Annotated in this window: 22 protein-coding genes and 1 riboswitch; of the genes, 10 read left to right on the top strand and 12 right to left on the bottom strand. The window is 67.2% G+C overall.

Annotated features, from left to right (window positions below; genetic code table 11):
• Positions 1-27: 27 nt before the first annotated feature.
• Positions 28-2,169: a S46 family peptidase gene (locus BM031_RS04985; RefSeq protein ID WP_091871925.1), complete on the top strand. Its 2,142-nt coding sequence runs from the start codon at positions 28-30 to the stop codon at positions 2,167-2,169.
• Between the two features lie 35 nt (positions 2,170-2,204).
• Here the strand turns inward: BM031_RS04985 and BM031_RS04980 are convergent, their stop codons facing one another.
• The 6 genes from BM031_RS04980 to BM031_RS04955 are packed head-to-tail and all read right to left on the bottom strand — an operon-like array spanning position 2,205 to position 9,444.
• On the bottom strand, positions 2,205-3,587 hold the full coding sequence (locus BM031_RS04980; protein ID WP_091871923.1) for a sensor histidine kinase: 1,383 nt from the start codon (positions 3,585-3,587) through the stop codon (positions 2,205-2,207).
• Entirely contained in the window at positions 3,584-5,005 is a 1,422-nt protein-coding gene (locus BM031_RS04975; protein ID WP_091871920.1) for a sigma-54-dependent transcriptional regulator, read from the bottom strand. Before BM031_RS04975 ends, BM031_RS04980 begins: the two co-directional genes overlap by 4 nt.
• A 21-nt stretch (positions 5,006-5,026) precedes the next feature.
• Positions 5,027-6,247, bottom strand: a complete 1,221-nt coding sequence (locus BM031_RS04970; RefSeq protein ID WP_091871917.1) for an ABC transporter permease — start codon at positions 6,245-6,247, stop codon at positions 5,027-5,029.
• Complete coding sequence (locus tag BM031_RS04965; RefSeq protein ID WP_091871914.1) at positions 6,247-7,494, bottom strand: ABC transporter permease; 1,248 nt, start codon at positions 7,492-7,494, stop codon at positions 6,247-6,249. The genes BM031_RS04970 and BM031_RS04965 overlap by 1 nt, the downstream gene beginning before the upstream one ends.
• A gap of 10 nt (positions 7,495-7,504) precedes the next feature.
• A complete protein-coding gene (locus BM031_RS04960; RefSeq protein ID WP_091871911.1) occupies positions 7,505-8,167 on the bottom strand; it encodes an ABC transporter ATP-binding protein in 663 nt (220 codons plus the stop codon).
• A gap of 29 nt (positions 8,168-8,196) precedes the next feature.
• Positions 8,197-9,444: an efflux RND transporter periplasmic adaptor subunit gene (locus BM031_RS04955; RefSeq protein ID WP_091871909.1), complete on the bottom strand. Its 1,248-nt coding sequence runs from the start codon at positions 9,442-9,444 to the stop codon at positions 8,197-8,199.
• Positions 9,445-9,625: 181 nt separating this feature from the next.
• Here BM031_RS04955 and pnuC point away from each other — a divergent pair, with 181 nt between their 5' ends.
• From pnuC to BM031_RS04940, 3 genes are all read left to right on the top strand, one after another.
• Positions 9,626-10,219, top strand: a complete 594-nt coding sequence (pnuC, locus tag BM031_RS04950) for a nicotinamide riboside transporter PnuC (protein ID WP_091871906.1) — start codon at positions 9,626-9,628, stop codon at positions 10,217-10,219.
• Positions 10,216-10,737: an AAA family ATPase gene (locus tag BM031_RS04945; protein WP_091871903.1), complete on the top strand. Its 522-nt coding sequence runs from the start codon at positions 10,216-10,218 to the stop codon at positions 10,735-10,737. The genes pnuC and BM031_RS04945 overlap by 4 nt, the downstream gene beginning before the upstream one ends.
• Before the next feature lie 91 nt (positions 10,738-10,828).
• The gene (locus BM031_RS04940) at positions 10,829-11,794 is read left to right on the top strand and encodes an HDOD domain-containing protein (RefSeq protein WP_091871901.1); all 966 of its coding nucleotides are present in this window, start codon (positions 10,829-10,831) and stop codon (positions 11,792-11,794) included.
• Between the two features lie 439 nt (positions 11,795-12,233).
• Here the strand turns inward: BM031_RS04940 and BM031_RS04935 are convergent, their stop codons facing one another.
• Both BM031_RS04935 and BM031_RS04930 read right to left on the bottom strand, forming a co-directional pair.
• A complete protein-coding gene (locus BM031_RS04935) occupies positions 12,234-14,363 on the bottom strand; it encodes a TonB-dependent siderophore receptor (protein ID WP_091872413.1) in 2,130 nt (709 codons plus the stop codon).
• Between the two features lie 88 nt (positions 14,364-14,451).
• A riboswitch (TPP riboswitch) is annotated at positions 14,452-14,558 on the bottom strand.
• A 44-nt stretch (positions 14,559-14,602) separates the two neighbouring features.
• Positions 14,603-15,562 (bottom strand): DUF535 family protein, encoded by a 960-nt coding sequence (locus tag BM031_RS04930; protein WP_091871898.1) that lies wholly within the window; start codon positions 15,560-15,562, stop codon positions 14,603-14,605.
• A gap of 309 nt (positions 15,563-15,871) precedes the next feature.
• On the opposite strand from BM031_RS04930, the gene BM031_RS04925 reads away from it, so the two are divergent.
• On the top strand, positions 15,872-16,579 hold the full coding sequence (locus tag BM031_RS04925) for a glutathione S-transferase (protein ID WP_091871895.1): 708 nt from the start codon (positions 15,872-15,874) through the stop codon (positions 16,577-16,579).
• A gap of 6 nt (positions 16,580-16,585) precedes the next feature.
• On the opposite strand, the gene dkgB is transcribed toward BM031_RS04925, so the two are convergent.
• Together dkgB and BM031_RS04915 are read right to left on the bottom strand one after the other, a co-directional pair.
• Complete coding sequence (dkgB, locus tag BM031_RS04920; protein WP_091871892.1) at positions 16,586-17,386, bottom strand: 2,5-didehydrogluconate reductase DkgB; 801 nt, start codon at positions 17,384-17,386, stop codon at positions 16,586-16,588.
• Positions 17,387-17,407: 21 nt separating this feature from the next.
• Complete coding sequence (locus BM031_RS04915; RefSeq protein WP_091871890.1) at positions 17,408-18,613, bottom strand: MFS transporter; 1,206 nt, start codon at positions 18,611-18,613, stop codon at positions 17,408-17,410.
• Positions 18,614-18,719: 106 nt separating this feature from the next.
• Here BM031_RS04915 and BM031_RS04910 point away from each other — a divergent pair, with 106 nt between their 5' ends.
• Positions 18,720-19,616: a LysR family transcriptional regulator gene (locus BM031_RS04910; protein WP_091871887.1), complete on the top strand. Its 897-nt coding sequence runs from the start codon at positions 18,720-18,722 to the stop codon at positions 19,614-19,616.
• A 4-nt stretch (positions 19,617-19,620) separates the two neighbouring features.
• Here the strand turns inward: BM031_RS04910 and BM031_RS04905 are convergent, their stop codons facing one another.
• Both BM031_RS04905 and BM031_RS04900 read right to left on the bottom strand, forming a co-directional pair.
• Positions 19,621-20,295: an SdpI family protein gene (locus BM031_RS04905; protein ID WP_091871884.1), complete on the bottom strand. Its 675-nt coding sequence runs from the start codon at positions 20,293-20,295 to the stop codon at positions 19,621-19,623.
• The gene (locus BM031_RS04900; protein WP_307185670.1) at positions 20,292-20,579 is read right to left on the bottom strand and encodes an autorepressor SdpR family transcription factor; all 288 of its coding nucleotides are present in this window, start codon (positions 20,577-20,579) and stop codon (positions 20,292-20,294) included. The genes BM031_RS04905 and BM031_RS04900 overlap by 4 nt, the downstream gene beginning before the upstream one ends.
• 133 nt (positions 20,580-20,712) lie before the next feature.
• Here BM031_RS04900 and BM031_RS04895 point away from each other — a divergent pair, with 133 nt between their 5' ends.
• The 4 genes from BM031_RS04895 to BM031_RS04880 all read left to right on the top strand — a co-directional run bounded on the left by BM031_RS04895 (position 20,713) and on the right by BM031_RS04880 (position 26,151).
• Positions 20,713-21,177: a VOC family protein gene (locus BM031_RS04895; RefSeq protein ID WP_091871880.1), complete on the top strand. Its 465-nt coding sequence runs from the start codon at positions 20,713-20,715 to the stop codon at positions 21,175-21,177.
• Positions 21,178-21,246: 69 nt separating this feature from the next.
• A complete protein-coding gene (locus BM031_RS04890; protein ID WP_091871879.1) occupies positions 21,247-22,083 on the top strand; it encodes a PhzF family phenazine biosynthesis protein in 837 nt (278 codons plus the stop codon).
• 237 nt (positions 22,084-22,320) lie between these two features.
• On the top strand, positions 22,321-23,106 hold the full coding sequence (locus BM031_RS04885; RefSeq protein WP_229408581.1) for an N-acyl amino acid synthase FeeM domain-containing protein: 786 nt from the start codon (positions 22,321-22,323) through the stop codon (positions 23,104-23,106).
• Positions 23,107-23,268: 162 nt separating this feature from the next.
• Positions 23,269-26,151, top strand: a complete 2,883-nt coding sequence (locus tag BM031_RS04880) for a putative bifunctional diguanylate cyclase/phosphodiesterase (RefSeq protein ID WP_229408642.1) — start codon at positions 23,269-23,271, stop codon at positions 26,149-26,151.
• Positions 26,152-26,159 lie beyond the last annotated feature (8 nt).

The raw sequence follows: 26,159 nt of genomic DNA, 5'->3' as shown, positions 1-26,159 counted from the left end.
TTTTTTTTATTCACCTGGGGTCAAACTTTGTTCAAATCCATCGTCCTGCCTGTCGTCCTCCTGGGCGTCGCGACCACCGCCGTCGCCGATGAAGGCCAGTGGCAACCGCACCAGCTGCCGCAACTCAAATCCGAACTCAAGCGCATCGGCATCACCATGCCGGCCGAGAAACTGGCCGACCTGACCCGCCACCCGATGAGCGCCATGGTGTCGCTGGGCGGTTGCTCGGCGTCGTTCGTGTCGCCCAACGGCCTGGTGGTCACCAACCACCACTGCGCCTACGGCGCCATCCAGCGCAACTCGACCCCGGAAAAGAACTACATCATCAACGGCTTCCTGGCCAAGACCCGCGCCGAGGAACTGCCGGGCGGCCCGAACACCCTGGTCTACGTGACCGAGAAGCTGGAAAACGTCACCGAGCGCGTGCTCAAGGGATTGAGCCCGTCCATGTCGGGGCGCGAGCGCCACGAACTGGTGGAGTCGCGCATCAAGGCCCTGGTCGCCGAATGCGAGACCGACAAATCGGTCCGCTGCTCGGTGCCGGCCTTCCACCGCGGTCTCGAGTACTACCGCATCAAGCAGCTGATGATCCGCGACGTGCGCCTGGTGTATGCGCCGTCGGACCGCATCGGCAACTTCGGCGGCGACATCGACAACTACGAGTGGCCGCGCCAGACCGGTGACTATTCCTTCCTGCGCGCCTATGTCGGCCCGGACGGCCGCCCGGCCGACCCGTCGCCGAACAACGTGCCCTACAAGTCGAAGGACTTCCTGGTGGTATCCGCCGAAGGCCTGAAGAACGGCGACCCGATCCTGCTGGCCGGCTACCCGGGCCGCACCAGCCGCTACAAGCTGCCGTCGGAAATCCGCTTCGCGCGCGACGTCGATTTCCCGGCCAAGGTGGACAGCATCACCGCCGACCTGTCCGTGATCTCCGCGGCCACCATGGGCAACCCGGCCTGGGACGTGCGCTACGCCAGCGTCGCCAAGAGCCTGAACAACGTGCTTAAGAAAACCCAGGGCCTGCTTGACGGCTTCGCGCGCAAGGACATCGCTGCGATCAAGGACGTGCAGGACGCCGAGTTCCGCGCCTGGCACAAGCAGCATGGCGCCAATGGGCCGAAGAACCTGCTGGCCGAGCTGGACACCGTGATCGCCCAGGACATGGCGCAGTCGCGCCAGGAAGCGGCATGGCTGGAAGCCACCCACAGCGACCTCTTGAGAAGCGCGCGCACCCTGTACCGCCTGGCGCTGGAGCGCCAGAAGCCGGACGCCCAGCGTGAGACCGGCTACCAGGAGCGCGACCTGTCCTTCATCAAGGCGCGCCTGACCCGCCTGGAACAGTCCTTCGTGCCGAGCGTGGACGAAGCCCGCTACGGCGCGGCACTGGCGCGTTACGCACGCCTGGATGCGAAAGTGCGCCCGCAGGGCCTGGACGCGCTGCTGCCGGCGCCCGCTGCGCTCAATGCCATGGTCAAGTCGAGCGAGCTGGGCGACACCGCCAAGCGCCTGGCCTGGATCGGCAAGGATCCGGAGGCCTTCCGCAAATCGAACGACCCGTTCATCCAGCTGGCCGTGCGCCTGCACGATACCGGCATGGTCCTGGAAAACCGCCGCAGCGAGATCGACGGCAACCTGGAGCGCGTGATCCCGCAGTACATGAGCGCCGTGATCGCATGGAAGAAGTCGCAGGGCAAGCCGGTCTACCCGGACGCCAACTCGACGCTGCGCGTGACCTACGGCACCGTGGCGCCATACTCGCCGCGCGACGGCCTGGTGAAGGGCCCGTTCACGACCGTGGAAGGCATTGTCGAGAAAGCGACCAGCAAGGATCCGTTCATCGTCCCGGCGCCGCTGCTGGAGGCCATCAAGCAGAAGCGCTACGGCGTGTTCAAGGATGCGGCACTGGGCACGGTGCCGGTGAACTTCCTGTCGAGCGCCGATACGACGGGCGGCAACTCGGGTTCGGCCGTCATGAACAAGCGCGGCGAACTGGTGGGCCTGAATTTCGATTCGACCTATGAATCGATCACCAAGGACTGGTATTTCGACAGCGAGATCACGCGCGCGATCCACGTCGACATCCGCTACATGCTGTGGCTGATGAAGGAAGTCGATGGGGCGGATAACCTGCTCAAGGAAATGACGATCAAGTATCCGAAGAAGTAAGCAGGGGGCTGGGGTGGACGGGTCTCCCGCCCACCCTACGCAAACCGGATTTCGAAACGGGTTTCGCCCTGGCCGGTGGACGCCAGCGAATACGCCAGAGCGTGCCGCATCAGGACCTCGCGCACGAACATCAGGCCGATCCCCTGGCCACCCTGCTTGGTACTGAAGAAGGGCGTGAACAGCTGGCGCGGCGCGACCTCGCCCAGCAAATCGGCCGAATCGACCACCGCCAGTACAGTCCCCTCATCGTCCCGCTCCAGGATGAGTTCCACATAGCCGCCGGCCACCCCCATCGCCTGGCGCGCCAGCACCGCCTCGATCGCATTCTTCACGATGTTCAGCAGCGCCCCTTCCATCAACTGCACGTCGAGCAGCTGCGGCGGCGCCGTGTCGCAGCGGCGCCAGCCGAGGCGGATGCCGTTCTTCGCGCATTGATCGCGGTTGAGCCACAGGATGTCCTCGACCATGTCGCGGATGCTGGTCGGCCGCAGTTCCGGCGCCGGCATTTTCACCACGCGCGTGAAGCGGTCGATGAATTCGCCCAGGCTGACGTTGCGCCGCTTGACCGCCTCGATGGCGGTGGAAAAATCCACCGCATCGGCGTCCACCAGCTGGCTGCGGTAGAACAGCAGCGAATCGAGCACCGAACGGGTGGCGGCCACCGTGTTGTTCACTTCATGCGCCAGCACCCGCACCAGCTTGGCGTAGGTCGCGCGTTCCGAGTCTTCCAGTTCCGTCGTCAGTTCCTCGAGCATCAGGAAGTGGCGGGCGAAGCCGCGATCGAAGAACTGGCCGCGCTGGGCGCGGTAGCGGCGTCCTTCGGTATCGGTGAGCATGTGGCTGTCACCCGGCGCCAGCGCGTCGAGCTGGGCGATCAGGTCCAGGCTGCGCTCGCTTGCGCGCGCATCCAGGCCGGGCGCGAGCGGGGCCTCGCCCGACAGCCAGGCCGCCAGCGGCTTGCCTTGCGGGCGGCCCGGCCCGAGGTCCAGCAGCGACAGCGCGCTGGCGTTGGCAAGGCTGATCGCCCCATCGAAATCGAACACCAGCACCGCGCTCGGCGTGGCTTCCAGCAGGCGGTCGAGGAAGCCCTGCTGCTCGCCGGCGGCCAGGCGCTCGCGGTGCAGCGCCGCCAGCATGGTGTTGAACATGCCGACCAGCTCCTCGAGTTCGTGCGAGGCCGGCGCGGCCAGGCGGTTGGCATAGTTCTGGTCCTGCAGCAGGTCGTGGAAGCGGCGCGTGTAGCCGAGCGGCTCGAGCGCCCGTCGCAACAGCGCAAAGCCGGCCAGCAGGCTCAGGACCAGCAGCGCTTCGGCGCCCACGAACAGCAGCGGCTGTTTGATGAAGAGCAGGCCGGCCGCGATGAACAGCAGCAGGTGCAGGCCGACCAGGTAGGCGCCCAGCCGCAGGCGCAGCGTCATTCCATGGCCCCGGCGCCCGGTTCGTGGCCTGGCTCGGCCAGGCCGTGGCGTTCCAGGCGCCGGTACAGTGCGGTGCGCGACAGGCCGAGCGCCTTGGCCACGCGGGTGATATTGCCGCTGTGCTGGTCGAGCGCCTGTTCGATCATGCGCCGTTCGACCTGCTCCAGCGTCATGCCTTCCAGCCCCAGGCGCGGCGAGCCGGCGGCGTCGTCGAGCTGGCCGGCGGCGGCGAAATCGTGGTGGCTCAGTTGCGGCTTGCCGGCCAGGAGCAGGGTGCGTTCCAGGGTCTGCTTGAGCTGGCGGATGTTGCCCGGCCAGGCCTGCGCGCCCAGCCAGTCCAGCGCGCCCGGCGTGAGCGCGGCTTCGCCCAGGCCGTAGCTGTCGGCGACCTTGGCCGCGATGTGGCGCGCCAGCAGCGGGATGTCGCTGCGCCGTTCGCGCAGCGGCGGCAGGCGGATCGTGATCAGATTGAGGCGGTAGAACAGGTCTTCGCGGAATTCGCCGGCCGCGACCAGTTCGGCCAGCTCGCGGTTGGTGGCCGAGACTACCCGGATGTCGGCCTGTTCGCTGCGGCTGGCGCCGACCGGCTGGTAGCGCTGGTCTTGCAGCACGCGCAGCAGCTTGACCTGGTCGCCGCGGTTCAGCTCCCCGATCTCGTCGAGGAACAGGGTGCCGCCGTCGGCGCAGGCGACGTGGCCCTTGCGGTCGCTGCGGGCGTCGGTGAAGGCGCCGCGCACGTGACCGAACATCTCGCTCTCGAACAAAGTGGGCGTGATCGCGCCCATGTTGATCTTGATGATGGGCTGGCCGGCGCGCGGACTGTTGCGGTGGATGGCGTCGGCCACGAGCTCCTTGCCGGTGCCGCTCTCGCCCAGGATCAGCACTGGCGCGCGGGTGCGCGCGACCTGGCCGATGGTGGCCAGCACCCGCAGCAGCTTCGGGTGTTCGCCGACGATGGCGCCGAAGTCGAAGCTGTCGTCCAGCGCCTTGCGGCCAGGCCCGGCCGCGCCCGGGGCGGCCAGGTCGAGCGTGGCGGCGATGAGCTCGACCAGCTGGGTATTGTCCCAGGGCTTGGTGAAGAAGTTGGCGGCGCCGGCCTTGATCCCGGCCACCGCCAGCGAGATCGAGCCCCAGGCCGTCATCAGCAGTACCGGCAGGGCAGGGTGGCGCTCGCGGATGGCGGCCAGCAGCGCCAGGCCTTCGGCGCCGCCCGTTTGCAGCGAGAAGTTCATGTCTTGCAGCACCAGGTCGATCGGTCCGCGCTCGGCCGGGTCGCGTCCCAGCAGCGCCAGGGCTTCGTCCGGCCCGTCGCAGCGCAGCGCGTCGAAACCGGATTGCTTGAGCAGCAGGGCCAGCGAGATCTGGACCGCGCCATCGTCGTCGATGACCAGGATGCGCGGGGTGCGGGGTGCTTCCATCAGGCGATGTCTTTCATGGTTCTATTCATGGTGCAGCGCTTCGGTCGGGCTCAGCCGGCTGGCGCGCCAGCCCGGGTACAGGGCGCACAGCAAGGATAGCAGATAGATCACGGCCATCGACAGCCCGGCGGCGGCCGCGAAGACGGTCCAGTTCATGCTCTCGCCCAGTACCTGCGTGAGCGGCAGCTGCACCAGCAGGGCCAGCGCCAGCACGATGGCGACGGAGCTGAGCATGAACTGCTCGGCCACGATCTGGCGGTAGATCTGGGCCGCGCTGGCGCCTACCGCGCGGCGCAGGCCGATCTCCGGGATGCGCTGGGTGGTGTTCTGCCACAGCGCGCCGAACAGGCCGAAGGCGACCATCAGCAGCATGAAGCCGGCGATGATGCCCACTACGACCAGCGGCACCATCTGCGCCTTCAGCACCGAGGTTCGCAGCGCCGGCAGCGGCGTGATCTGGTACGACCAGTCGTTGCGGATCAGCTTCAGGCGACTGTTCAGGCGCTTCTCGAAAGCGCGCTCGGTGCCTGGCGCGACGCGCAGGATGATAGTGCGGGCGTCGCGGTCGTTGCGGCCGGCCTCGAAGCGGGTGAATACGAAGTTGACGGGCGAGGACAGCTCGCCCTTGGGACGGTAGGCGTCGACCACCCCGGCCACGCGGTAGGAAACCGTCGGCTGGTCGCCGTCCTTGTCGGTAAACACCTGGCCCAGCGCGCGCTCGCCGGGGAACATGGCGGCGGCCATGCGGCGGTTGATGACGACCGGCCGCGCGCCGCCTTCGGCGCTGCCGTTGTCCAGTTCCGAGAACCAGCGGCCCTCGACCACGCGCAGTCCCAGCACGCCGGCCAGGCGGTCGTCGGCATCGAGCATCTCGACCCGCACCCCGCGGCCCTTGCCGCCGTCGGCGCCGGGGCGGTGCAGGTCGGTGGAGATGGTCGAGCCGGCATAGGGTTCGAAGCTGGCGAAGGACACCCCGCGCACCTCGGGCAGTTCGGCCAGGCCGCGCCGGAGGCTGTCGTAGGTGGCGGCGTCGATCCGGGTCTTCTCTTCGTCGCCCACGTGCAGCGACACCGACCACAGGTCGCGGCTCTCGAAGCCGATCGGCATGCCCCACAGCTGCCAGTAGCGCAGGCCGAAGGCGGCGACGGCGAAGACGATGCAGAAGGCGAGCAGGATCTCGAGGCTGAGCATCAGGTTCCTGGACTTGCGCTTCCAGGTCAGTGTCAATAAATGGCGGAACATCAGGTGGCTCCCTTCAGGGCGTGGACGGGGTCGAGGCGCGACATCTTCCAGGCGGGCAGGACGCCCGACACCAGGCCGAAGACGGTGGCGATCAGCATGCCCCAGCCGAACACGGCCAGGTTCAGGTTGACTTCGAGGTAGGGAATCAGGTCGGCGCTTTCCAGCCAGGCCAGCACCAGCACGGTGGCGCCCAGCGCCAGCAGGCCGCCGCACAGGCACAGCAGCACGTTCTCGACCACCAGCTGCACCGCCAGCTGGGCGCTGGTGGCGCCGAAGGCCTTGCGCACGCCAATCTCGGCGCGGCGCTCGAGGATGCGGCCGGTGTTCAGGTTGACCAGGTTCAGCGCGGGCAGCAGCATGAACAGCAGCATGGCGACGACGATGATCGAGACCAGCTTGGCGGCGCCCGAATCGGTGTCTTCGTTGCCGCCGATGGTCATGCGGGCGAACAGGTCGAGCTTGCTGTCGGCCCAGAAGCGGATGGTCTTCCACTGCTTGGGGTCGTCCGGTGGCACGCCGCTGGCAATAGCCTGCACCTCGCGCTGGATGCGCGGCAGGTCGGCCGCGCTGTGCGCCAGGATCAGCGCGATGAAGGGCCCGGTGAGCTGGCTGCGGTAGTCGCTCGAGGCATAGGTGCTGATCGGCGCCCAGATGTCGGCGTAGGCGTTCAGGTGCATGGCGTCGCCCACCACGCCGATGACCTCGAACGACTGGCCGCCCACGTCGATGCGCTGGCCGACCGCCACCTGCGGCGTGCCGGGGAACAGGCGCCGCGCGGTGGTGGCGTTGAGCACCGCGACGTGGCGCGCGGCGGCATCGTCGGCGCTGGTGGGCAGGCGCCCGGCCAGCAGGCGGAAGTCGAGGATCTTCCAGTAGTCGGCGTCGGCGCGGCGCATCTGCAGCTCGCTCACGGCATCGCCCTGGTAGACCGAGACCGGCTGCGGCATGGTGACCGCGGCCACGCGCTCCACGCCCGGCATCGGCTTGAGGTATTTGTCGATCAGCTTGAAGCCCAGCGGCGAGGTGCTGCGGGCGTCGCCCTTGGGGCTGTCCATGCGCATCATGAACACCTGCAGGAAGCGCTCGCTGCGGCCTTCCACGCCGGACGGGCGGAACGCGGTTTCGAGCAGCGAGGCGATCACCATCAGCACCACCAGCGTCAGCACGATGCACAGCAGGTTGATCAGGGTGAAGAGTTTGCGGCGCATGAAGACCTTCCACGCGGTGAGCAGGTAATTGCGGAACATGCGGCTCCCCTTATGCGACCAGCTGGCCGTCGAACACGCGCACGATGCGGCTGGTGCGGCGCGCCTCGCGTTCGTCGTGGGTGACCATGACGACGGTCGTGCCTTCTTCGTTGAGCTTGAGCAGGATGTCCATCACTTCCTCGCCCATCTTGCTGTCGAGGTTACCGGTGGGCTCGTCGGCCAGCAGTACCTGCGGCCGGCCGACGATGGCGCGCGCGATCGCCACGCGCTGCTGCTGGCCGCCCGAGAGCTGGTTGGGATAGTGGTCCATGCGCGCACCAAGCCCCACCTTTTCCAGCGCCGCGCGCGCCAGCCGGCGCCGCTCGCCCGCCGCCATGCTGCGGTACAGCAGCGGCAGCTCGACATTGTCGATCACGCGCAGGTCGGCAATCAGGTGAAAGCTCTGGAAGATGAAGCCGAAGGTGCTGTTGCGCAGGCTGGCGACCTGCTTGTCGCGGTAACGTGTGACAGGAATGCCTTCGACCTCGATGCTGCCCTGGCCGGGACGGTCGAGCAGGCCGATGAGGTTGAGCAGGGTGCTCTTGCCGCAGCCGCTGGGCCCCATCATGGCGACGAACTCGCCCTTCTTCACGTGCAGGTCGACATCCTTCAGCGCCAGCGTCTCCACCTTGTCGGTGCGGTAGGTCTTGCTGACCTTGTTCAGTTTGATCATGGCTTGCCCCAGTCTTGTTTTCGTCGTGGTTAATTGGTGATGCGGATGCTGTCGAGGTTCTCGAAAGCCTTGGTGTCGGAAACGATGAAGCGCTCGCCAGGCCGCGCGCCGGCCACCACTTCCACCAGGCGGCCGTCGCTGCTGCCCAGTTGCAGGGTGGTCTTGCGCGCCACGCCGTCCAGTACCGCGAATGCGGCCTGGCGCCCGCTGCCGTTGAAGGCCGCGCCGGTATCGAGCACCAGCGCGCCATTCTTTTGCGCGGTGACGATGTTGACGTCGACCCGCATCTTGTTGCGCAGGAGCGGGTTGCCCGGTTTTTCCAGGTCGACCAGCAGCTTGACGGTGCCATTGAGGATTTCGGGCAGCACCGTGTTCACGCGCCCGGCCATGACCTCGCCGTTCTGCTCGACGCGCACGACCTGGCCGGGCGCCAGCAGGCGCGCGTGGAAGTCGGACAGCGTGGCCTCGACGCGGTAGTTGTTCAGCTCCGACACGCGCGCCAGCAGCTGGCCGGCGGCGACGCTGGCGCCTTCGTCCTGCACCAGCGAAGTGAGCATGCCGGAGAAGGGCGCGGTCACGCGGGCCTGGGCCAGCATGCGTTCTTGCTGGGCCACCTGTTTCTGCAGGATCTCCTTCTGCAGCCGGGCGCCGTCGATGCTGCTGGCGGTGGAGCGGCGGCTGTCGGCGATCAGCTCGCGCTGCTGGCGCAGCTGGATCTCGCCCCGCTTGACGTTCAGCTCCGAAGCCAGCAGGTCCTCGCCCGACACCAGTCCGCTCTGGCGCAGCTTCTGGTTGCGCTCCTGCTTGGCGCGCGCCGACAGCAGGTCCAGCTCGAGCAGCTCGATGCTGCTGGCGAGCTGCTTGTGCTTCTGTTCCAGGTCGATGCGCATGGCCAGGATGCGGTTCTCCTGCTGCGCCAGCTGCTCGTGCAGGGCGTCGAGGGCCAGGCGAATATCGCGGTCGTCCAGTTCCAGCAGCAGCTCGCCCGCCTTGACCTGCTGGCCAGGCTTGGCATGGACCCGCGCGATGCGGCTCACCACCGGGCTGGCCACGACTTCCTCGTGCACCGGAATCACGACGCCGGCCGCATTGATGGTGTTGGCCACATCGCCGCGCCGCACCGTCGACACCACGATGTCCGCTTCAGGCACGCTGGGCCGCAGCAGGCGGTTCAGGAACCAGCAGCTCGCGAGGAGGCCGGCGAGCAGCAGGATGCCGATGGCGGCGCGGATGCGCTGGCGGCGGCGGATGAATTCAGGGTTGAGTGCTTGGTCCATGCTGGTCACTATTGCAAGCACCGTGCCAGCACCGTTTGCCCGGGCGCGGGCCGGTTTCGCGCTTGCGGCTTGCCCGGCTGCGGGCAATGGTGTCCGGATCCGGACGGTACGGCTTGCGCATTCGGCGGCCAGCTCCCATAATCGCCCGCTGACCCGGCTGCGCCCTCCCAAGACTGCTTCCATGAACGACTCGCTCACCGTCCTCGGTTTCGGCACCACGCCGCTGGAACTGATCTCCTTCCTGCTGGCGGTGACGACCGTAGCGCTGAACATTCGCCAGAAACACTGGGCCTGGCTGTTCTCGATCGCCTCGTCCGCGACCTATGCCGTGGTGTTCTTCGATGCCAAGCTGTATGGCGACATGGGCCTGCAGTTCGTGTTCATCGCCGCGTCGGTATGGGGCTGGTACCAGTGGCTGCATGGCGCGGGCGAGCAGCAGCTGGTGGTCACGCGCCTGACGCGGCGGGGATGGTCCTGGGCGATCGGCGGCTGGATCCTCGGCTTCGTGCTGCTGTCGTCCTTCCTCGACCATCTCACCGACACCGACGTGCCGCATGCGGACGGCTTCCTGACCGCCGGCAGCCTGGTGGGCCAGCTCCTGCTTGGCCGCAAGAAGGTCGAGAACTGGCTGGTCTGGATCGTGGTGGACGTGCTCTACGTGGGCCTGTATGTCTTTAAAGGCCTGAACCTGACGGCGGTGTTGTACGCGATCTTCGTGCTGATGGCCTATACGGGCCTGCGCGCCTGGTCGAACATCGCGCGGAGGGATGCGTGAGCGGGGCTGTGCAGCGGGTCGCCATCCTCGGGGCCGAATCGTCCGGCAAGTCGACATTGGCCGAAGCGCTGGCCGCGCACTACGGCAGCGTATGGGTGCCCGAATACCTGCGCGAATTCGTCGACACCCACGCGCGCGTGCCTTTCGAGAGCGACCAGTACCCGATCGCCCGCACCCAGCGCGCGCGCGAAGATGCCGCCGCCGCGCGCGCCACGCGCTTCCTGTTCTGCGACACCACGCCGCTGATGACGGCGCTGTACAGCCGCCAGTACTGGGGCCGGGTCGACCCGCAGCTGGCGCGCCTGGACGGCAGCCACGACTACGCCTTTACCTTCGTCACCGCGCCCGATGGCCCGTGGGAGCCGGACGGCCTGCAGCGCGAATCGGAAGAAGTGCGCCAGAAGGTGCACCGGATGCTGGTGCAGACGCTGGACGCGCGCGCGATCCCGTATGTGCTGCTGGCGGGCAGCCTGCCTGAACGCCTGCGCCAGGTCGAGGCGCTGCTTGGCGCTGCCTAGATCGGCGACAAGAAAAGCTGCGCCAGTCTGGTAATTTATTGCCGTATAGTATTAAAATAGTTTTCTCTGCTTCCCATGACGGTGGTGTGCTGTGAAAAACTGGATAGGCCGCCTGCTGGGCGGCAGCGACAAGGAAACGCCAACCCCTGCCGGCGCGGTCGCGGCCGCCGTGCTGGACAACGAGGACATGCCGGCCGAGATCGACTCCGCCTTCTACCGCTGGCTGACCGCGTCCAGCGGCACCAACGCCACCAGCGAGGTGGAAGAGCAGATCCTGGCCGAGGTGCGCGCCTTGAGCGCCGATCCCGAGAACGCGTCCGGCCTGGTGCCGCGCATCCCGGAACTGGTGGCGCAGCTGCTGGGCGCCCTGTCCGACGAAAACATCTCCACCGCCGCGCTGTCGGCCGAGGTGGGGCGCGACCTGGTGCTGGTCGCCGAAGTGATCCGCGAGGCCAACAGCGCCTACTACCGCCCGGTCAAGCCGATCGAGACGCTCGAAGGCGCGGTCACCATGCTGGGCCTGAACGGCCTGCGCATGCTGCTGGCCCGGATCGCCTTCCGCCCGCTGGTGAAGGTCAAGGTACAGGGCGTCGCCCGCCAGGTGGCCCCGAACGTGTGGCGCCACTCCGAACGCTGCGCCTTTGCCGCCAGCGTGATGGCGCCCGGATTGTCGGCCGGCGTGTTCGAATCCTACCTGGCCGGCCTGATGCAGAACGTGGGCCTGCAGGTCGCCTTCCAGGTGGCCGACCGCATCTGCGCAGGCAAGGTGCCGGGCTCGGGCGCCTTCGGGACCGACCTGTTCGCGGCCAGCCGCCAGCTGTCGGCGGTGATCGCACTGCACTGGGACTTCCCGCCTGAGGTGGTGGAAGCGATCGAAGAGTCCGGCCAGCCCGACCCCTCGCACCTGGCCGAGGCCCTGGCCCAGGGCGACCGCATCGCCAAGCTGCGCCTGCTGCTCGATGCAGGCGTGATCGAAGCGGAAGACAGCTTCGTGGCCGTGGGCTTGAACGGGTTCCAGCGGCGGTGCTTGGGCAAGCTGGCCGATTTGGCGGATTGAGTTACGCTGCGTAGCGCTAACGCCGGCTCTCTTCGTTAGCCGAAAGACCGTCGTCCCGGCGCAGGCCGAAATGATGCCGCTGGCATCATTTCGCCCAATTTCCTTTTCAAACCTCACGCGCTTGCGTTGCCACGCTAACGCAACGCAACGAACTTAGGTACCGGCCTTCGCCGGTAGTCGTAGGCGCCAGTGGCGCGTACGACGGTCTCGCGGCTGTCGTCCTTCGTATTGCCTTAGCAATCTGGCTAACGCCCGCTTTTTTCGTTAACCGAAAGACCGTCGTCCCGGCGCAGGCCGGGACCCAATTCTTCCGCAAACCGCATGCGCCTGCTTTGCCACGCTAACGCAATGCAGCGAACTTGGGTACCGGCCTTCGCCGGTACGACGGTTTCAAGGCTGTCGTCCTTCGTATCGCCCCCGGGAGGCGACACGCATTCCCTTAAAAATCAAACTGCGCCGACACCCTGAACGTCCTCGGCGCCCCCGGCAGCAGGTAGCCGCCCAGCGACTGCGTCACATCGCGCCAGTAGAACTTGTCGAACACGTTGTCCACGCGCGCGCGCAGGATGGTGGAAACGCCGCCAACGCGCAGTGCGTACGAGCCGCCCAGCGCCGCCACGTGGTAGCCGGGCACGATGGCGCGGTTGGCGGGATCGAACGCCTTGCTGCCCGCGTACTGCCACAGCGCGTCCACCTTCAGGCCAGGCAGGGCCGCCACCGCGTATTCCACCCAGGCGGTCGAGCGCAGTTCCGGCACGTTGGTCACGCGCTTGCCTTCGACGCCGGCGTCGCCGGTGCCGGTCTGTTTCGCGTCCAGCGCCATCAGCGACAGGCTGTAGTTCAGGCCCGCATCGAGCTTGCCCTGCGCCGCCACTTCCACGCCGCGGTGGCGCTGCTGGCCGGCGCGGACAAAGCTGTTGGCGGCGTTGACGTACTCCAGGCCCTGGCGGATGTCGAAGGCCGCGGCCGACACCATTACTGCGTTGTTGACGATGCCTTTCAGACCCACTTCCACCTGCTTCGAGCGGCTCGGCGGCAGTACCGCGTCTTCATTGGCGGTGCCCATCTCGGCGATGCCGCCGTGCTGCAGGCCGTGGCTCAGCGAGCCATACACGCTCCAGTCGCGCGCAGGCTTGTACACCATCGCGACGCTCGGCAGCACGAAGGAGTCCTTCGAATGCACCCAGCCCTGCTCGATGTCTTCCAGCTCGTCGCGCTTGAGCTTCACGTAGCGCAGGCCGGTGTGCAGCGTGAGGCGCTCGGTGAGCGTGGCCACGTCCTGCACGAACAGCGCGCGTTCGACGTCGTTGCGGCGTTCCATCACCGGGCCGGTGGACGGGGTGCCCGGGGCCGGGGCGACGGCCTGGTTGTTCCAGATATTGCTGTAGCCGGCGTAGTCGTAGACGTATTCGCCGTAGCTGTCGTGGCGCTCCGAGACGCTGGCGCCGACGGTCAATGCGTGGCGCACCGCGCCCGTGGCGAAGCGGCCCTGCAGCATGGCCTGGGCGCCCCACGGGGTCTTGCGCTCGCCCACGCTCTGGTAGTCATACACGTCGTAGTCGCCATTGGAGCAGTAGCCCGGATAGAAGCCGTCGCCCTCGTTGCTGCAACCGTAGGGGAAGGCGGTGTAGTCGTCGCGCTTGAACCAGTGCTTGTTGGCGTTGGCGGTCAGGGTCCAGTCGGGGTTGAGGCGGTACTCGAAGCGCAGGCCCACGTTGCTGCTGTCGGTGTCCACCGGGCGGGTCCAGGGCTGGTCGTTGAGCAGGGTCTTGGGCGACACGCCGGTCGGCAGCACTTCGTTGCGCAGCAGCTGGTAGCCGGGCGCGGTGATTTGCGAACGGTGCTGGTGGTCGAGGTCCAGCTGCAGCAGGGCGTCCGGGGTGATTTGCCAGTCAAAAGCGCCGGACACGAACTGGCGCTCGCCGTCGGCGCCGCGCACATAGGATTGCAGCTTATCGGCGGCCGCGTTGATGCGGTAGCCGAAGCGGCGGTCTTCGAAGCGCCCGCCCAGGTCGATGGCGCCGTGCAGTGTGCCGCGCTCGCTCACTTCGACCAGCGCCGAACGGAGTGAGGTGCTGGTCGGGCGCTTGGTAACGAAGTTGACCATGCCGCCCGGCGCCGCAACGCCGGCCTGCAGGCCGGCCAGGCCGCGCAGGACCTCGATGCGTTCCTTGTTCTCCAGCGGGATCTGGGTATCGGCCGAAATGGCGATGCCGTCCTTGCGGTAGCTGCTGGCGTTATCCAGCGCGAAACCGCGGATCGAGAACTGTTCGGCATAGCCGACCGCGTTGTAGGCGTCGCCCACCGAGGCGTCGAAACGCGCGGCGTCGGTCACGTTGCGGATCGACAGGTCGAGCATCTGGGTGCTGCTGATCGCCGTGATCGAGGCCGGGGTGTCGAGCAGCGGCGCGTCGGTGAAGCCGCCGATGCTGGCGCGGTCGCTGGCGACCCAGCGGCTGCCGGTGACGACCACCGAGGCGACGCCATCAAGTTGCTGGGCTTGTGCCAATGGTGCGAAAGCCTGCAGGACAGCGCAGGCGAGGACGGAATACTTCAGGTTGAATGTCATGGTTTGCTCGTTTTCGCGCGCCACGCATAGGGGGCGCGCTGCTTTTCAAAAAAGCCGGAGCCAACGTGGGGGAAGGGCAAACAAGATTGTGGACTGCGTTGCGCTTTCCTTCGCTGGCATTATCCAGATCAGGTACGAAGGGTATCTCTCACCCGGATCGCGCTTGCATGCGAACCAGGACCCCTAGCGAGGCGGCAGTGTACCACGGCCACGGGCGGGCGTGGTGGAAGTGGCAATGTTCAGGCTTCGGCAGTAAGCGGCTCGGTGGCCGTGCGCGTGTGCGGGCTGGTCGCCGGGACCATGTGGCGCAGCAGCGTGCTGCGGGTGGAGTCGCCGATGGCGCGCCAGAACTCGCGCCGCTGGGCTGCCCGCTTGCGGTGCTTGGATGGCATGTCGGCCAGCGGCTTGAGGTAGAAGGGTAGGCGGATCAGGTAGCTGCGGCCCGGCATCTCGATACCGCCCAGGATCTTCCAGAAGCCGTCGTAGGCGTTCTCGAAGTGCTTGACGTCGGCGGGGTTGTAGGCGATGTGCGCGCTGCACTTGATGGCCACGACCTGGTCGATGCCGAGGGCCTGCGCCACGCCCTGCATCGCCGCGAAGCAGAAGAAGCTGGGGGAGTTGTTGGGAAAGGCTTCTTCGAAGGCGTCGAAGGCGGCGCCGGAATCGGTCCAGCGGCCCTGGTTGCGCGTGACGAAAGGCACAGTGGGCAGGGCGACGCCGGCCAGCTGGCCGTCGACCCATGTATAGGACAGGCGGTGCAGGTATTTGCCGTCGGCCACCAGCGAGATGGTGAGGTCGCCTTCGGCGTCGTGGCGCGGCGCCATTTCGAGGCGCAACAGGAAGTTGTGCGGGCCGGTGTCGTGCTGCCACAGGGTGAGCCCGCCGCCGCCGTACACGGCCTGGTGGTAGGCGTTGCTGAAAGCGGTATCTTCAAAACGGTAATGCGACAGCACGCACTGCACGCGCTGGCGCGGGCTCAGGTCTTGCGCCAGGTAGCTGCGGTGGCTCAGGTGGTGGAACAGGTCGTCGTTGTGCGGGGCCGCGACGAAACGGCGCACCAGGTCGAGCCGGCACAGGGCCTGGTGCTCGCGCCAGTAGCGCAGCACGCGCAGGCTGCGCGCAATGCTGAGCATCCAGGAGGCGGACGTGTACTGGCTGCGGCGGGCCAGCCAATGCTTGGTCAGGTGAGCGAGGATCATGGGAGCGCTCCAGTCGGCGTAAAGGTGCGGGCGCAAGAAGGCGCCACTGTCTTTATCTGGGGGACGGCAGGCTTGCAAAGCAGAAATTACGCCTGCCTTGCTGGAAGGCCGACAAGCTAACTGGTGCCCGGGTAGGTCAGGCGGAGGTGAAAGGAACCGCTAGAAAGGCTTGCGTTCATGTTGTCTCTCTCGATGTCGACTTTTTGTTTTCGCCTGACAGGCAATACAAGATTACCATGTTTGTGCGGCGACACGCTTCTGTTTCATCACCCATAATTGCGCCAGGCCGAATGGGACACGGGGTGTGCGATGGCGTATGAACTTTTCTACTGGCCGGATATCCAGGGGCGCGGCGAGTTCGTCCGCCTTGCCCTCGAGGAAGCCGGGGCCGAGTACGTGGACGTGGCGCGCCGCAAGGGCGGCATCGAGCTCCTGAACTCCGCGCTCGACACCGAATCCCACCCCGCCTTCGCGCCGCCCTTCCTGAAGACGGGCGAGCTGACGATCGGCCAGGTCGCCAACATCCTGCTCTACCTCGGCGAGCAGCACGGCCTGGCGCCGCGCACTGACCCTGGCCGGCTGTGGACCCACCAGCTGCAGCTGACCATCGCCGACCTGGTCACCGAGATCCACGACACCCACCACCCGATCGCCACCTCGCTGTATTACGAAGACCAGAAGCCGGAAGCGCAGCGGCGCGCCGCCGATGTCATCGAGACGCGCCTGCCCAAGTTCTTCGCCTACTTCTCGCGCATCCTCACCAACCCGGAAGCGCGCGACTGGCTGGTGGGCGACAAGCCGACCTACGCCGACCTGTCGCTGTTCCAGGTGATCGAGGGCCTGCGCTACGCCTTCCCGAATGCGATGAAGCGCCTGGAAGGCGAGTACCCGGCCCTGGCCCTGCTGCGCGACCGCGTGGCGGCGCGCCCCAACATCGCGGCCTACCTGGCTTCGCCGCGGCGCATCCCGTTCAACGAGAACGGGATTTTCCGCCACTATCCGGAGCTGGACGAGTAGGCTGCGTCAGTCCCAGGCCGGCGCGAACGCCGGGTCGACCAGGCGGCCGCCGTTATCAAGCGCATCGATGGCGGCAATGTCCTCCGGCGCCAGCACCAGGCTGTCCGCCAGCAGGTTGCCGGCCAGGTTGGCGCGCTTGGTCGACGAGGGGATCACGGCGTAGCCCTTGGCCAGCAGCCAGGCCAGCGTCACCTGCGCCGCCGAGGCGCCAAGGCGCGCAGCGATCGCGGTGATGACACGCTCATCCATCACCTTGCCATAGGCGAGCGGCATGTAGGCGGTGACATGGATGCCCATCTCGCGGGCGAAGGCGGCTAGCTTGCGGTTCTGCAGGTAGGGATGCAGCTCGACCTGGTTGGTGGCGATATTGTGCGCGCCCACGGCGTCGATCGCCTCGCGCATCAGCGCCACCGGGAAGTTCGAGATGCCGATCGCCTTCGTCAGTCCCGCATCGCGCGCGGCGAGCAGGGCCTGCATCGATTCCGCCACCGGCACCGCCCTGGCGGGCGAGGGCCAGTGGACCAGCGCCAGGTCGACCTGGTCGAGCTGCAGCTTGCGCAGGCTTTCCTTGAGGCTGGGCGCGAGCGCGTCGCCGCCAAGGTGTTCGGTCCAGATCTTGGTGGTGACGAAGACCTCGCCGCGCGCCAGCTTGGAGGTGGCCAGGGCGATGCCGACGTCTTCCTCGTTGCCGTAGATCTGGGCGGTGTCGATGTGGCGGTAACCGAGTTCCAGCCCGTTGCGCACCGAGTCGATCGCGCTTTGTCCCTGCAGGCGGAAGGTGCCGAGGCCAAGTTGTGGCATGTTCATGGTAAGTCCTTTAATAAAGCGTTAATGGGTGGCGACGGCGGCGCCGTGGATGGCCTTGACGGGCACGCCGTCGCGGCGATCGAGCCAGCCCGCCAGCGTGGTAAGAAGGAAGGCGCCGACCACGATCAGCGAGCCGATCCAGGGCGTGGCCATCAGGCCGAGCTTGGCGACGATCAGCCCACCGCCCCAGGCGCCCAGCGCGATGCCGACATTGAAGGCCGCGATGTTCAGGCCCGAGGCCACGTCCACCGCATGCGGCGCATCGCGTTCGGCGCGCTGCACCACGTAGACCTGCAGGCCCGGCACGTTGCCGAAGGCGACCGCGCCCCAGGCCAGGACGGTGGCCAGCACCAGCCACTTGTTCGGCGCGGTGAAGGTGAGCACCAGCAGCACCAGGGCCAGCAGCGCGAACACGATCTGCAGCGCCGGCAGCGGGCCCTTGCGGTCGGCCAGCTTGCCGCCCCAGATATTCCCCGCCGCGACCGACACGCCGTACACCAGCATCACCAGGCCCACGCTCGATGCCGCGAAGCCCGAGACTTCCTGCAGGATCGGCGCCAGGTAAGTGAAGGCGATGAAGGAGCCGCCGTAGCCCAGCGTGGTGATGGCGTACACCAGCAGCAGGCGCGGTTTCTTCAGCACCGCGAGCTGGGCCGGCAGGCTCGATGGCTTGCTGCCGGCGATATTCGCCGGCACCAGGATCCAGCTGCCGATCATCGCCACCACGCCCAGCAGCGACACCGCGAGGAAGGTCGCCTGCCAGCCGAAGTGCTGGCCGATGAACGTCCCGAGCGGCACGCCGGTGACCAGCGCGACGGTCAGGCCGGTGAACATCAGCGCGATCGCGCTGGCGGCTTTTTCCTTCGGCACCAGGCTGGTGGCGATGGTGGAGCCGATCGAGAAGAACACGCCGTGCGCCAAACCGGTGAGGACGCGCGCGGCCATCAGCGCGCCGTAACCGGGGGCCATCCAGGCCACCAGGTTGCCGACGGTGAACAGCATCATCAGGCCGATCAGGAGCTGCTTGCGCGGCACGCGGCCCGTGAGGGCGGTGAGCACCGGCGCGCCGACGGCCACGCCCAGCGCGTACAGGCTCACCAGGAGGCCGGCGGAAGGCACCGACACGCCCAGGCTGGCGGCGATGGTGGGGATCAGGCCGACGATCACGAACTCGGTCGTGCCGATGGCGAAAGCGCTCAATGTCAGCGCCCAGAGTGCAAGTGGCATGGTGTTCTCCTTGTTGCCAATGGTTGAAACAGGCATGCAGTGTGCCGTTTTGCCATGCGGAGAAAAATGCCTTGGCATACAATTTACTTTTGACTAGGAGTCACGAATGATCGATGTAGATGCCTTGATTGCGTTTGTTGCAGTCATAGATACCGGGTCGTTCTCGAACGCCGCCGAGCGACTCGGTCAAACGCCTTCGGGCGTGTCGCGCACCATCTCGCGCCTGGAAGACCATTTGGGCATGACGCTGATGCACCGCACGACGCGGCGCCTGCAAATGACGGAAGAAGGGAGCTGGCTGCTGGCCCGTGCGCGCAGCCTGCTGGCGGACCTGGCCAATACCGAGGCGGAAGCGGCCGCGCGCCGTTCGGCGCCCTCGGGCCTGGTGCGCGTGAACGCGGCCACGCCGGCGCTCGACCATTTGCTGGCGCCGCTGGTGCCGGAATTTTTGGAAGCCTATCCGCTGGTGCAGCTGGAACTGGTCAGCGGCGAAACCTACGTCGACCTGATCGAAGAGCGGGCCGACATGGCGATCCGTATCGGCGCGCTGCCCGATTCCACCCTGAACGCGCGCCGCCTCGGCAGCACTCACCTGCGCGTGCTGGCCGCGCCCGCGTATATCGCCAGGTACGGCGCCCCATTGGACGTGGAAGCGCTCAAGGCGCACCGCACGCTCGGCTTCACGGCGCCGGTGTCGCTCAACACCTGGCCATTGCAGCATGCGGGCGGGGAGGGGTGGACGGTCACGCCGACGGTGCTCGCCTCGAGCGGCGAAACGGTGCGCCACCTGGCGCTGGCAGGCGCCGGCGTGGCTTCGCTGTCGGATTTCCTTACCCGCGCCGACGTTGCCGCCGGGCGGCTGGCGCCGGTGCTGGAGGACGCCACGCTGGCCTGGACCCAGCCGGTGTGGGCCGTCTTTTACAAACAGGGCGCGCTGGCGCCGCGGGTGGCGGCGCTGGTGGATTTCCTGGCGCGCCGGCTGCAGGACGTGCTGGATCGCTGAAGGCTCAGGCCTCCAGCATCCCGGCCCGTTCCAGGCGCTTGTAGTACACCAGCGAAAACACCACAGGCACCAACACCCCGCCCGCCAGGGCCGCCAGCGCCAGCCAGCGCGACCAGCCGGCCAGGGCCACCACCAGGGCCAGCACGCCGCCCGCCACCATGGTCTTGGCGGCGAAGCGGTGTGTCGCGTACCAGACCCGGTCGTTCGACAGCGTCCACGGGGTGCGTACCCCCAGCCAGAAATTGCGGCGCAGCTTGCCGGTGACGTTGCCGGCCAGTACGTAGAACCCGCCAATCCCGCCCAGCATGGCGCGGTCGGCGTCGAAGCCGGGATGCCAGGCGCCCCACAGGTGCATGCACTGCAGGTAGCCCAGGCAAGACACCGTCACCATGCCCACGTACCACCAGGTCGCTTCGAACTCGTCGACCTTGAAGCGCGCCGGCGACAGCTTCGGCAGCACCATCCACAGCGCGCCGACCGCCAGCATGACGGCCGAATGGAGGAACACCATCGCGCGCCCGCCCCAGCGGTCCGGTTCGCCGCTGGCGTTCCAGTGCAGGGGAATCAGCGAGGGCAGGTCTTCGTAGACGGCCAGGGCCAGGTTGAAGGTCAGCAGGAGCACCGCCAGGTACAGCAGCAGGAAGCGCTTCCACATCGGCTTGGTGGGCGTCTTGTTCATGGTTTGTCTCCGCCGGCGCCGCGCGCCATGTCCAGCGACCAGGCCAGCACGTCCTCGAGCACCGTGGTGCCGAGCGAGTACCAGATGGTCTGCCCCTCGCGCCGGCTGGTGATGAGGCCGGCCGCCTTGAGCACTGCAAAGTGATGCGAGATGGTCGGCTTGGTCATGTCGAACCGCGCCGCCACATCGCCCGCGTTCATCTCTTCATGCCTGAGCAGGCGCAGGATCTCGCGCCGCGTCGGGTCGGCGATCGCCTTGAACACTTCGTTCAGCGGTGCTGCCATGTTTGATGAGTTTCTAATTAGATGATTGTCTAAATACTAGCCGCAGCCGCGCGCCCGGTCAAGCCTTTTGGCAGATGCCTGAACCTTCGAAGGCGGCTACTGTCTCTATTCTTTCCACACCTGAGGAGAAGCCATGGACAAGCCTGTCAAGCCCATCGAAGACGGCATGCACACCGTCACGCCGCACCTGGTCTGCGCCGGCGCCGCCGACGCCATCGCTTTCTATGCCCGAGCCTTCGGCGCCACGGAAATCATGCGCCTGCCGGGGCCGGGCGGCAAGCTGGCCCACGCCGCGGTGCGCATCGGCGATTCCATGGTCATGCTCACGGACGAGTTCCCCGACTGGGACGCCACCGGCCCCGCCACGCTGGGCGGCTCGCCCGTCACCATCCACCTGGCCGTGGCCGACGTGGACGCGGCCTTCGAACGCGCCGTGGAGGCCGGCGCCATCGCGCGCATGGCGCCGGCCGACATGTTCTGGGGCGACCGCTACGGCGTGGTGGAAGACCCGTTCGGCCACCGTTGGTCGATGGCGACCCATATCCGCGACGTGTCGCCCGAAGACATGGCGGCGGCCATGCAGCAGGGCTGTCCTTAGGCGGGCCCCTGCAGCCGGTGCGCGGCCGGATTATCATTGGCAGTCACTCAAGTACATAAGGGGCCTGCCATGAACGTTTCCAGCATCCTGCGCATCGCCGCCTTTTCCGATGGCGAGGCCGGCGGCAACCCCGCCGGCGTCTGGATCGGCGACGCCTTGCCGCCCGCCGGCGAAATGGCGGCGATGGCCCACGCCATCGGCTTTTCCGAAACCGCCTTCGCCGCGCCGCAGGGCGAGCTCTGGCGCGTGCGCTATTTTTCGCCCGAGTCCGAGGTGCCCTTCTGCGGCCACGCCACCATCGCGCTGGGCGCAGCGCTTGCGCGCCGCTTCGGCGACGGCCGCTACGACCTGGCGCTGAACGCGGCCACCATTTCGGTGGAAGGGCGGGTCGAAGGAGAGCGCGTGGCGGCCAGCCTGCAATCGCCGCCCACCCATAGCCGGCCGGCCCCGCCCGAACTGGTCGACGCCGCGCTGGCGCTGTTCGGCTATACCCGCGCCGACCTCGACGAGCGCATCCCACCGGCGCTGGCCCATGGCGGCGCCGACCACCTGGTGCTGGCGCTGCGCAGCCGGGAGCACCTGGCGCGCATGGCCTACCAGCTCGACGCCGGCCGCCGCCTCATGAACGAGCATGGCCTGGTGACGGTCGTGCTGGCCTGGGCCGAGGGCCCGCAGCGCTTCCATACGCGCAACCCGTTCGCCTCCGGCGGCGTGCTGGAAGACCCGGCCACCGGCGCCGGCACCGCCGCCTTGGCCGGCTACCTGCGCGACCTCGGCTGGCCGCATGGCGGGCGCATCGAGGTGGTGCAGGGCGAGGACATGGGCATGCGTTCGCGCCTCACTGCCGAGATTGGCGACGAGCCGGGCGGATCGATCCGCGTGTCGGGGACGGCTCGCAACATGTAGGACGGTTTGCAGGGAAGCGGCAATCTCTTTGTGTCAGCCTTTGTCACATGCCCTTAGGAGAGTGTGTTCAAACTGTTAATTTTTCGAACAGGTTGATGTAGGATAAATCTTGCATTGATGTAGGACAAACAGAAGCGTAAAAGTGGGCCTGCTCAGCAGTTAGATTGTCGGTAGACGGATTGATAATTTGAATCAGACAAGTTCTGTTTCATTCTCTCAACCCAGGAGTACTCCGCCATGTCGCTGTTCGACCCAGTTTTCCAAGCTCCGAATGCATCGGGACGCGCCGCTCTTCCAGCGCACGCCGCCGGCCGCGCGATCGAGCGCCTGCCGTTCACCATTCGCCGGGTTGAGACCGAGGCGGACCTGCTCAAGGCGGTCCAGATCCGCCACGCGGCCTACGCCCGCCACGTGCCGGATTTCGCCCGCTCGCTGGCGCTGCCCGAGGCGGCCGACTACGAGGCCGACACCATCGTGCTGCTGGCCGAGTCCAAGCTGGACGGCTCGGCGCTGGGCAGCACCCGCATCCGCACCAACCTCGATCGCCCGCTGGGGGTGGAGGAGTCGATCGTGCTGCCGGACTGGCTGCAGGGCCGCCGCCTGGTGGAAGCAACGCGCCTGGGCATCGACGAAGGCCGCGTCGGACGGGTGGTCAAGGTGGCGCTGATCAAGGCCTGCTTCCTGTATTGCCAGCAGCATGCGATCGACTATTCGGTGGCCACCGGCCGCCCGCCGGTCGACCGCCAGTACGAGCAGATGCTGTTCACCGATGTGTTCCCGGACCAGGGCCTGGTGCCGCTGCGCCACGTCGGCAACATCCCGCACCGCGTGATGGCCTTCGAGATCGCCAGCTTCGAACAGCGCTATACCGACGCCCGCCACCCGCTGTTGAACTTCTTCTTCCACACCCATCACCCGGACATCGATATCGGCGCCTCCGCCGCGCCGCTGGTGGCAAAGGCGCGGCGCGCCAATCTGAACGAAAGGCCCATGTTGCTGGAAAGCGAATTCAGCTTCGCCTGATTAGATATTGCATGACGGCATCCCTTCGAGGCTGTATCCTTGCGCTTTGACGCAGCCGCCCAACGGCGGCTGCTTTCGCTCGCTTTGATGCCGCCTATGCCCATTCCAGCACCCAAACGTCGTTCTTCGCTCCTGGCCGCTTCGCACGCGGTACTGGAACGGGTGTTGAAATTCTTCTCGTACTACCTGATCCCCCTGGGGATCGGCCTGGTCTCGCTGATCGCCCTGGTGTTCTGGCACGACCAGTACCGCACCGTCGGCGACGTGCCGCTGTCGATGCAGGTGGCGGTCCAGCAGGAAGCATCCCTCCCGCCTGCCGCCGCGCTGGCGCGCGCCAGGGGCTCCAACCTGGTAACGGGCCACGACACTCACCTGTCCGAAGCCCCGGTCTGGTTCGCCTTCGAGCCGATGCCGCGTGCCGGCGGCCAGGTGGTCGAATTCCCGTCCCGCCATGCACTGGACGTCGCTTGCTGGGACGCCGGCAGCCTGGCCCCGCTGGGCGCGGCCACGCGCGGCGCCGGCACCGGCGCGATCGAAGGCTCGAAAGCCGGCTTCGCGCTCAAGCTCGCGCCGCTGCCGTCCGCTCTGCTGTGCCGCGCCAGTTTCTCGGGCCCGGCGCGCCTGGCGGTGCTGCAATGGCCGGCCGACCAGTACGCGCTGTCGGTCGAGCAATACCACCGCAAGTCGGGCCTGCTCGACGGCGGCATGGTGGTGCTGGCCCTGTTCGTCCTGATTACCGCCCTGATCAACCGCCAGCCGCTGTACGTGCTGTTCGCCGGCTGGCTGATCCTGAACCTGCGCGTCGGCGCGCTGTCGGCCGGCTGGGACATCCAGTGGCTGGGCCAGACCATTCCTTCCGACTGGCTGCTGCTGAGCCGCTCGGTGACCATTACCCTGTACGGCATCGCCACGCTCACCCTGTACCAGGCGCTGCTGCGCGATAACATCGCCGCCCTGCGCTACGTGCTGCCGATGCGCATCATGCAGTGGCTGTGCCTGCCGATGCTGGCGGCCGCCATCCTGCTGCCTTATGGCATGTATTTGCCGCTGCTGTGGGGCATTACCGTGTGCTGTTTCTCGGTCATGACGGTGGGCCTGTTCAAGATTATCGCGGAGTCGCGCAACCGGGTTGCGTCCTGGTTCGCGGCATCGTTCGCGGTCAGCTTTCTGGCCACCATCGCCGAAGTCGCGTCGGCCGCGCTCGGCATGCGCGAGCTGCTGGGCATCATCAACAGCGTCACCGCCGCGCTCGCGTCCAGCCTGCTGGCCGCGCTCGCCGTGGCCGAGCAGATGCGGGTCGAGACCGAGCAGCGCGAAGCGGCCCAGCAGGAACTCGAGCACGCTTACCAGGCGATGCCGGTGGGCCTATTCACGCTCGACATGTATGGCCACTTCCTGAGCGTCAACCCGGCGCTGCAGAAAATGCTCGGCATCGCCAGCTTCGTGCCGGGCCGCACCGCGTGGCGCCAGTTCTTCACCGAGAGCACCTGGAGCGAACTGCACGAGCAGGTCCACGCCCAGGCCGAGGCCGAGATGGAGCTGACCAGCCGCGACGGCAGCCAGCGCTTCCTGGTCAGCGCCACGCTGGCGCGCGCCCGCATCGAGGGCGTGCTGCAGGACACCACCGAAAAGCACAAGGCCACCGAGCAGTTGCAGTTCATGGCCAACAACGACCCGCTGACCAAGGTCTACAACCGGCGCGGCATCGAACAGGAATTCGCGGCGGCCGCCAGCGGCCTGGCGGCGGGCAAGCCGATGGCGCTGGCCTACGTCGACCTCGACCGCTTCAAGCTGATCAACGACCTGTTCGGCCATGCGGCGGGCGACGAAGTGCTCAAGCAGGTGTGCGAGCGGATGGCCACCATGCTGGCCGGCGGCCAGCAGATCGGCCGCGTCGGCGGCGACGAATTCGTGGTGCTGATGCCGGAAACGGCGATCCCGCTGGCCTCGATCATCTGCCGCGGCATCGTCGACCGCCTCGGCAACACGCCTTACCGCGTGGGCGACAAGGCTTTCCATGTGCGCGGCTCGGTCGGCCTGATCGAAGTCACGCCCGGCATCGCCATGAAGGACGCCGTCTCCACCGCCGACCGCGCCTGCCGCGAAGCCAAGACGGGCACCGGCGAAGGCCTGGTGGTGTACGAGCGCGGCGCCGAAGCCTTCCGCCAGCGCGCGGCCGAGCTGGACATGGTGGCGCGCCTGTCGGGCCCGCACGCGACCGAGAGCCTGCTGCTGGAAATGCAGCCAATCATGTCGCTGACCGACCCGCGCGGCTCGCTGAACTTCGAAGTGCTGCTGCGCATGCGCGAGCCGGACGGCCGCGTGGTGCCGGCCGGCGGCGTGATCTCGGCGGCCGAAAAAAGCGGGCGCGCCAGCGTGATCGACCGCTGGGTGCTCAATACCACCCTGGCCTGGATCGCCGAGCACGCGGACCAGCTGGTCAATACCCGCTTCGTCTGCATGAACCTGTCGGGCGCCTCGCTCAACGACGAGCGCTTCGTGCAGGACACCTTCGACATCCTCGGCCGCTACGTGCACGTGGCCAGCCGCCTGTGCCTGGAAATCACGGAAAGCGTCGCCCTGCACGACCTGGATAACACACGCCGCTTCATCGACCAGGTGCGCAGTTTTGGCGTGAAGGTGGCGCTGGACGACTTCGGCGCCGGCTACACCTCGTTCTCGTATCTGAAGGAACTGCCGGCCGACGTGCTGAAAATCGACGGCAACTTCATCGTCAACATCAACGCCCACCCGGCCAACGTGGCCATCGTGGAGGCCATCGTCAGCCTGGCGGGCAACCTGGGCATGAAGACCATCGCGGAATGGGCCGAAGACGCGGCCACCGTGCAGACGCTGGTGGAGATCGGCGTGGACTATGTGCAGGGCTGGGCCGTGGCGCGCTCGCTGCCGCCGGAGCGCATGCTGCAGGCACGGTCGGCGGCGGATTTCATTACGGATCCGGCGTTGCTGGATCTGCTGCGGGTGATGGAGGGGCCGTCAGCGGTTGTGCCGGTGGGGGTGACGAGGGTGAGGGATTTGCACTGATCAAGGTT

It is taken from the genome of Massilia yuzhufengensis (genome assembly GCF_900112225.1).
GTDB classification, from domain to species: Bacteria; Pseudomonadota; Gammaproteobacteria; order Burkholderiales; family Burkholderiaceae_D; genus Telluria; species Telluria yuzhufengensis.
Note: the sequence above shows the minus strand (reverse complement) of the source record. Positions and strands in the feature narration are given on the sequence as shown.

What these genes read in the sequence shown, in the direction of transcription:
- BM031_RS04955 (WP_091871909.1), bottom strand. Translation starts at nt 9,444, where the DNA reads ATGGACCAAGCACTCAACCCTGAATTCATCCGCCGCCGCCAGCGCATC.
- BM031_RS04910 (WP_091871887.1), top strand. Translation starts at nt 18,720, where the DNA reads ATGATCGATGTAGATGCCTTGATTGCGTTTGTTGCAGTCATAGATACC.
- BM031_RS04930 (WP_091871898.1), bottom strand. Translation starts at nt 15,562, where the DNA reads ATGATCCTCGCTCACCTGACCAAGCATTGGCTGGCCCGCCGCAGCCAG.
- BM031_RS04925 (WP_091871895.1), top strand. Translation starts at nt 15,872, where the DNA reads ATGGCGTATGAACTTTTCTACTGGCCGGATATCCAGGGGCGCGGCGAG.
- pnuC (WP_091871906.1), top strand. Translation starts at nt 9,626, where the DNA reads ATGAACGACTCGCTCACCGTCCTCGGTTTCGGCACCACGCCGCTGGAA.
- BM031_RS04970 (WP_091871917.1), bottom strand. Translation starts at nt 6,247, where the DNA reads ATGTTCCGCCATTTATTGACACTGACCTGGAAGCGCAAGTCCAGGAAC.
- dkgB (WP_091871892.1), bottom strand. Translation starts at nt 17,386, where the DNA reads ATGAACATGCCACAACTTGGCCTCGGCACCTTCCGCCTGCAGGGACAA.
- BM031_RS04890 (WP_091871879.1), top strand. Translation starts at nt 21,247, where the DNA reads ATGAACGTTTCCAGCATCCTGCGCATCGCCGCCTTTTCCGATGGCGAG.
- BM031_RS04975 (WP_091871920.1), bottom strand. Translation starts at nt 5,005, where the DNA reads ATGGAAGCACCCCGCACCCCGCGCATCCTGGTCATCGACGACGATGGC.
- BM031_RS04905 (WP_091871884.1), bottom strand. Translation starts at nt 20,295, where the DNA reads ATGAACAAGACGCCCACCAAGCCGATGTGGAAGCGCTTCCTGCTGCTG.
- BM031_RS04915 (WP_091871890.1), bottom strand. Translation starts at nt 18,613, where the DNA reads ATGCCACTTGCACTCTGGGCGCTGACATTGAGCGCTTTCGCCATCGGC.
- BM031_RS04885 (WP_229408581.1), top strand. Translation starts at nt 22,321, where the DNA reads ATGTCGCTGTTCGACCCAGTTTTCCAAGCTCCGAATGCATCGGGACGC.
- BM031_RS04965 (WP_091871914.1), bottom strand. Translation starts at nt 7,494, where the DNA reads ATGTTCCGCAATTACCTGCTCACCGCGTGGAAGGTCTTCATGCGCCGC.
- BM031_RS04895 (WP_091871880.1), top strand. Translation starts at nt 20,713, where the DNA reads ATGGACAAGCCTGTCAAGCCCATCGAAGACGGCATGCACACCGTCACG.
- BM031_RS04960 (WP_091871911.1), bottom strand. Translation starts at nt 8,167, where the DNA reads ATGATCAAACTGAACAAGGTCAGCAAGACCTACCGCACCGACAAGGTG.
- BM031_RS04980 (WP_091871923.1), bottom strand. Translation starts at nt 3,587, where the DNA reads ATGACGCTGCGCCTGCGGCTGGGCGCCTACCTGGTCGGCCTGCACCTG.
- BM031_RS04935 (WP_091872413.1), bottom strand. Translation starts at nt 14,363, where the DNA reads ATGACATTCAACCTGAAGTATTCCGTCCTCGCCTGCGCTGTCCTGCAG.
- BM031_RS04900 (WP_307185670.1), bottom strand. Translation starts at nt 20,579, where the DNA reads ATGGCAGCACCGCTGAACGAAGTGTTCAAGGCGATCGCCGACCCGACG.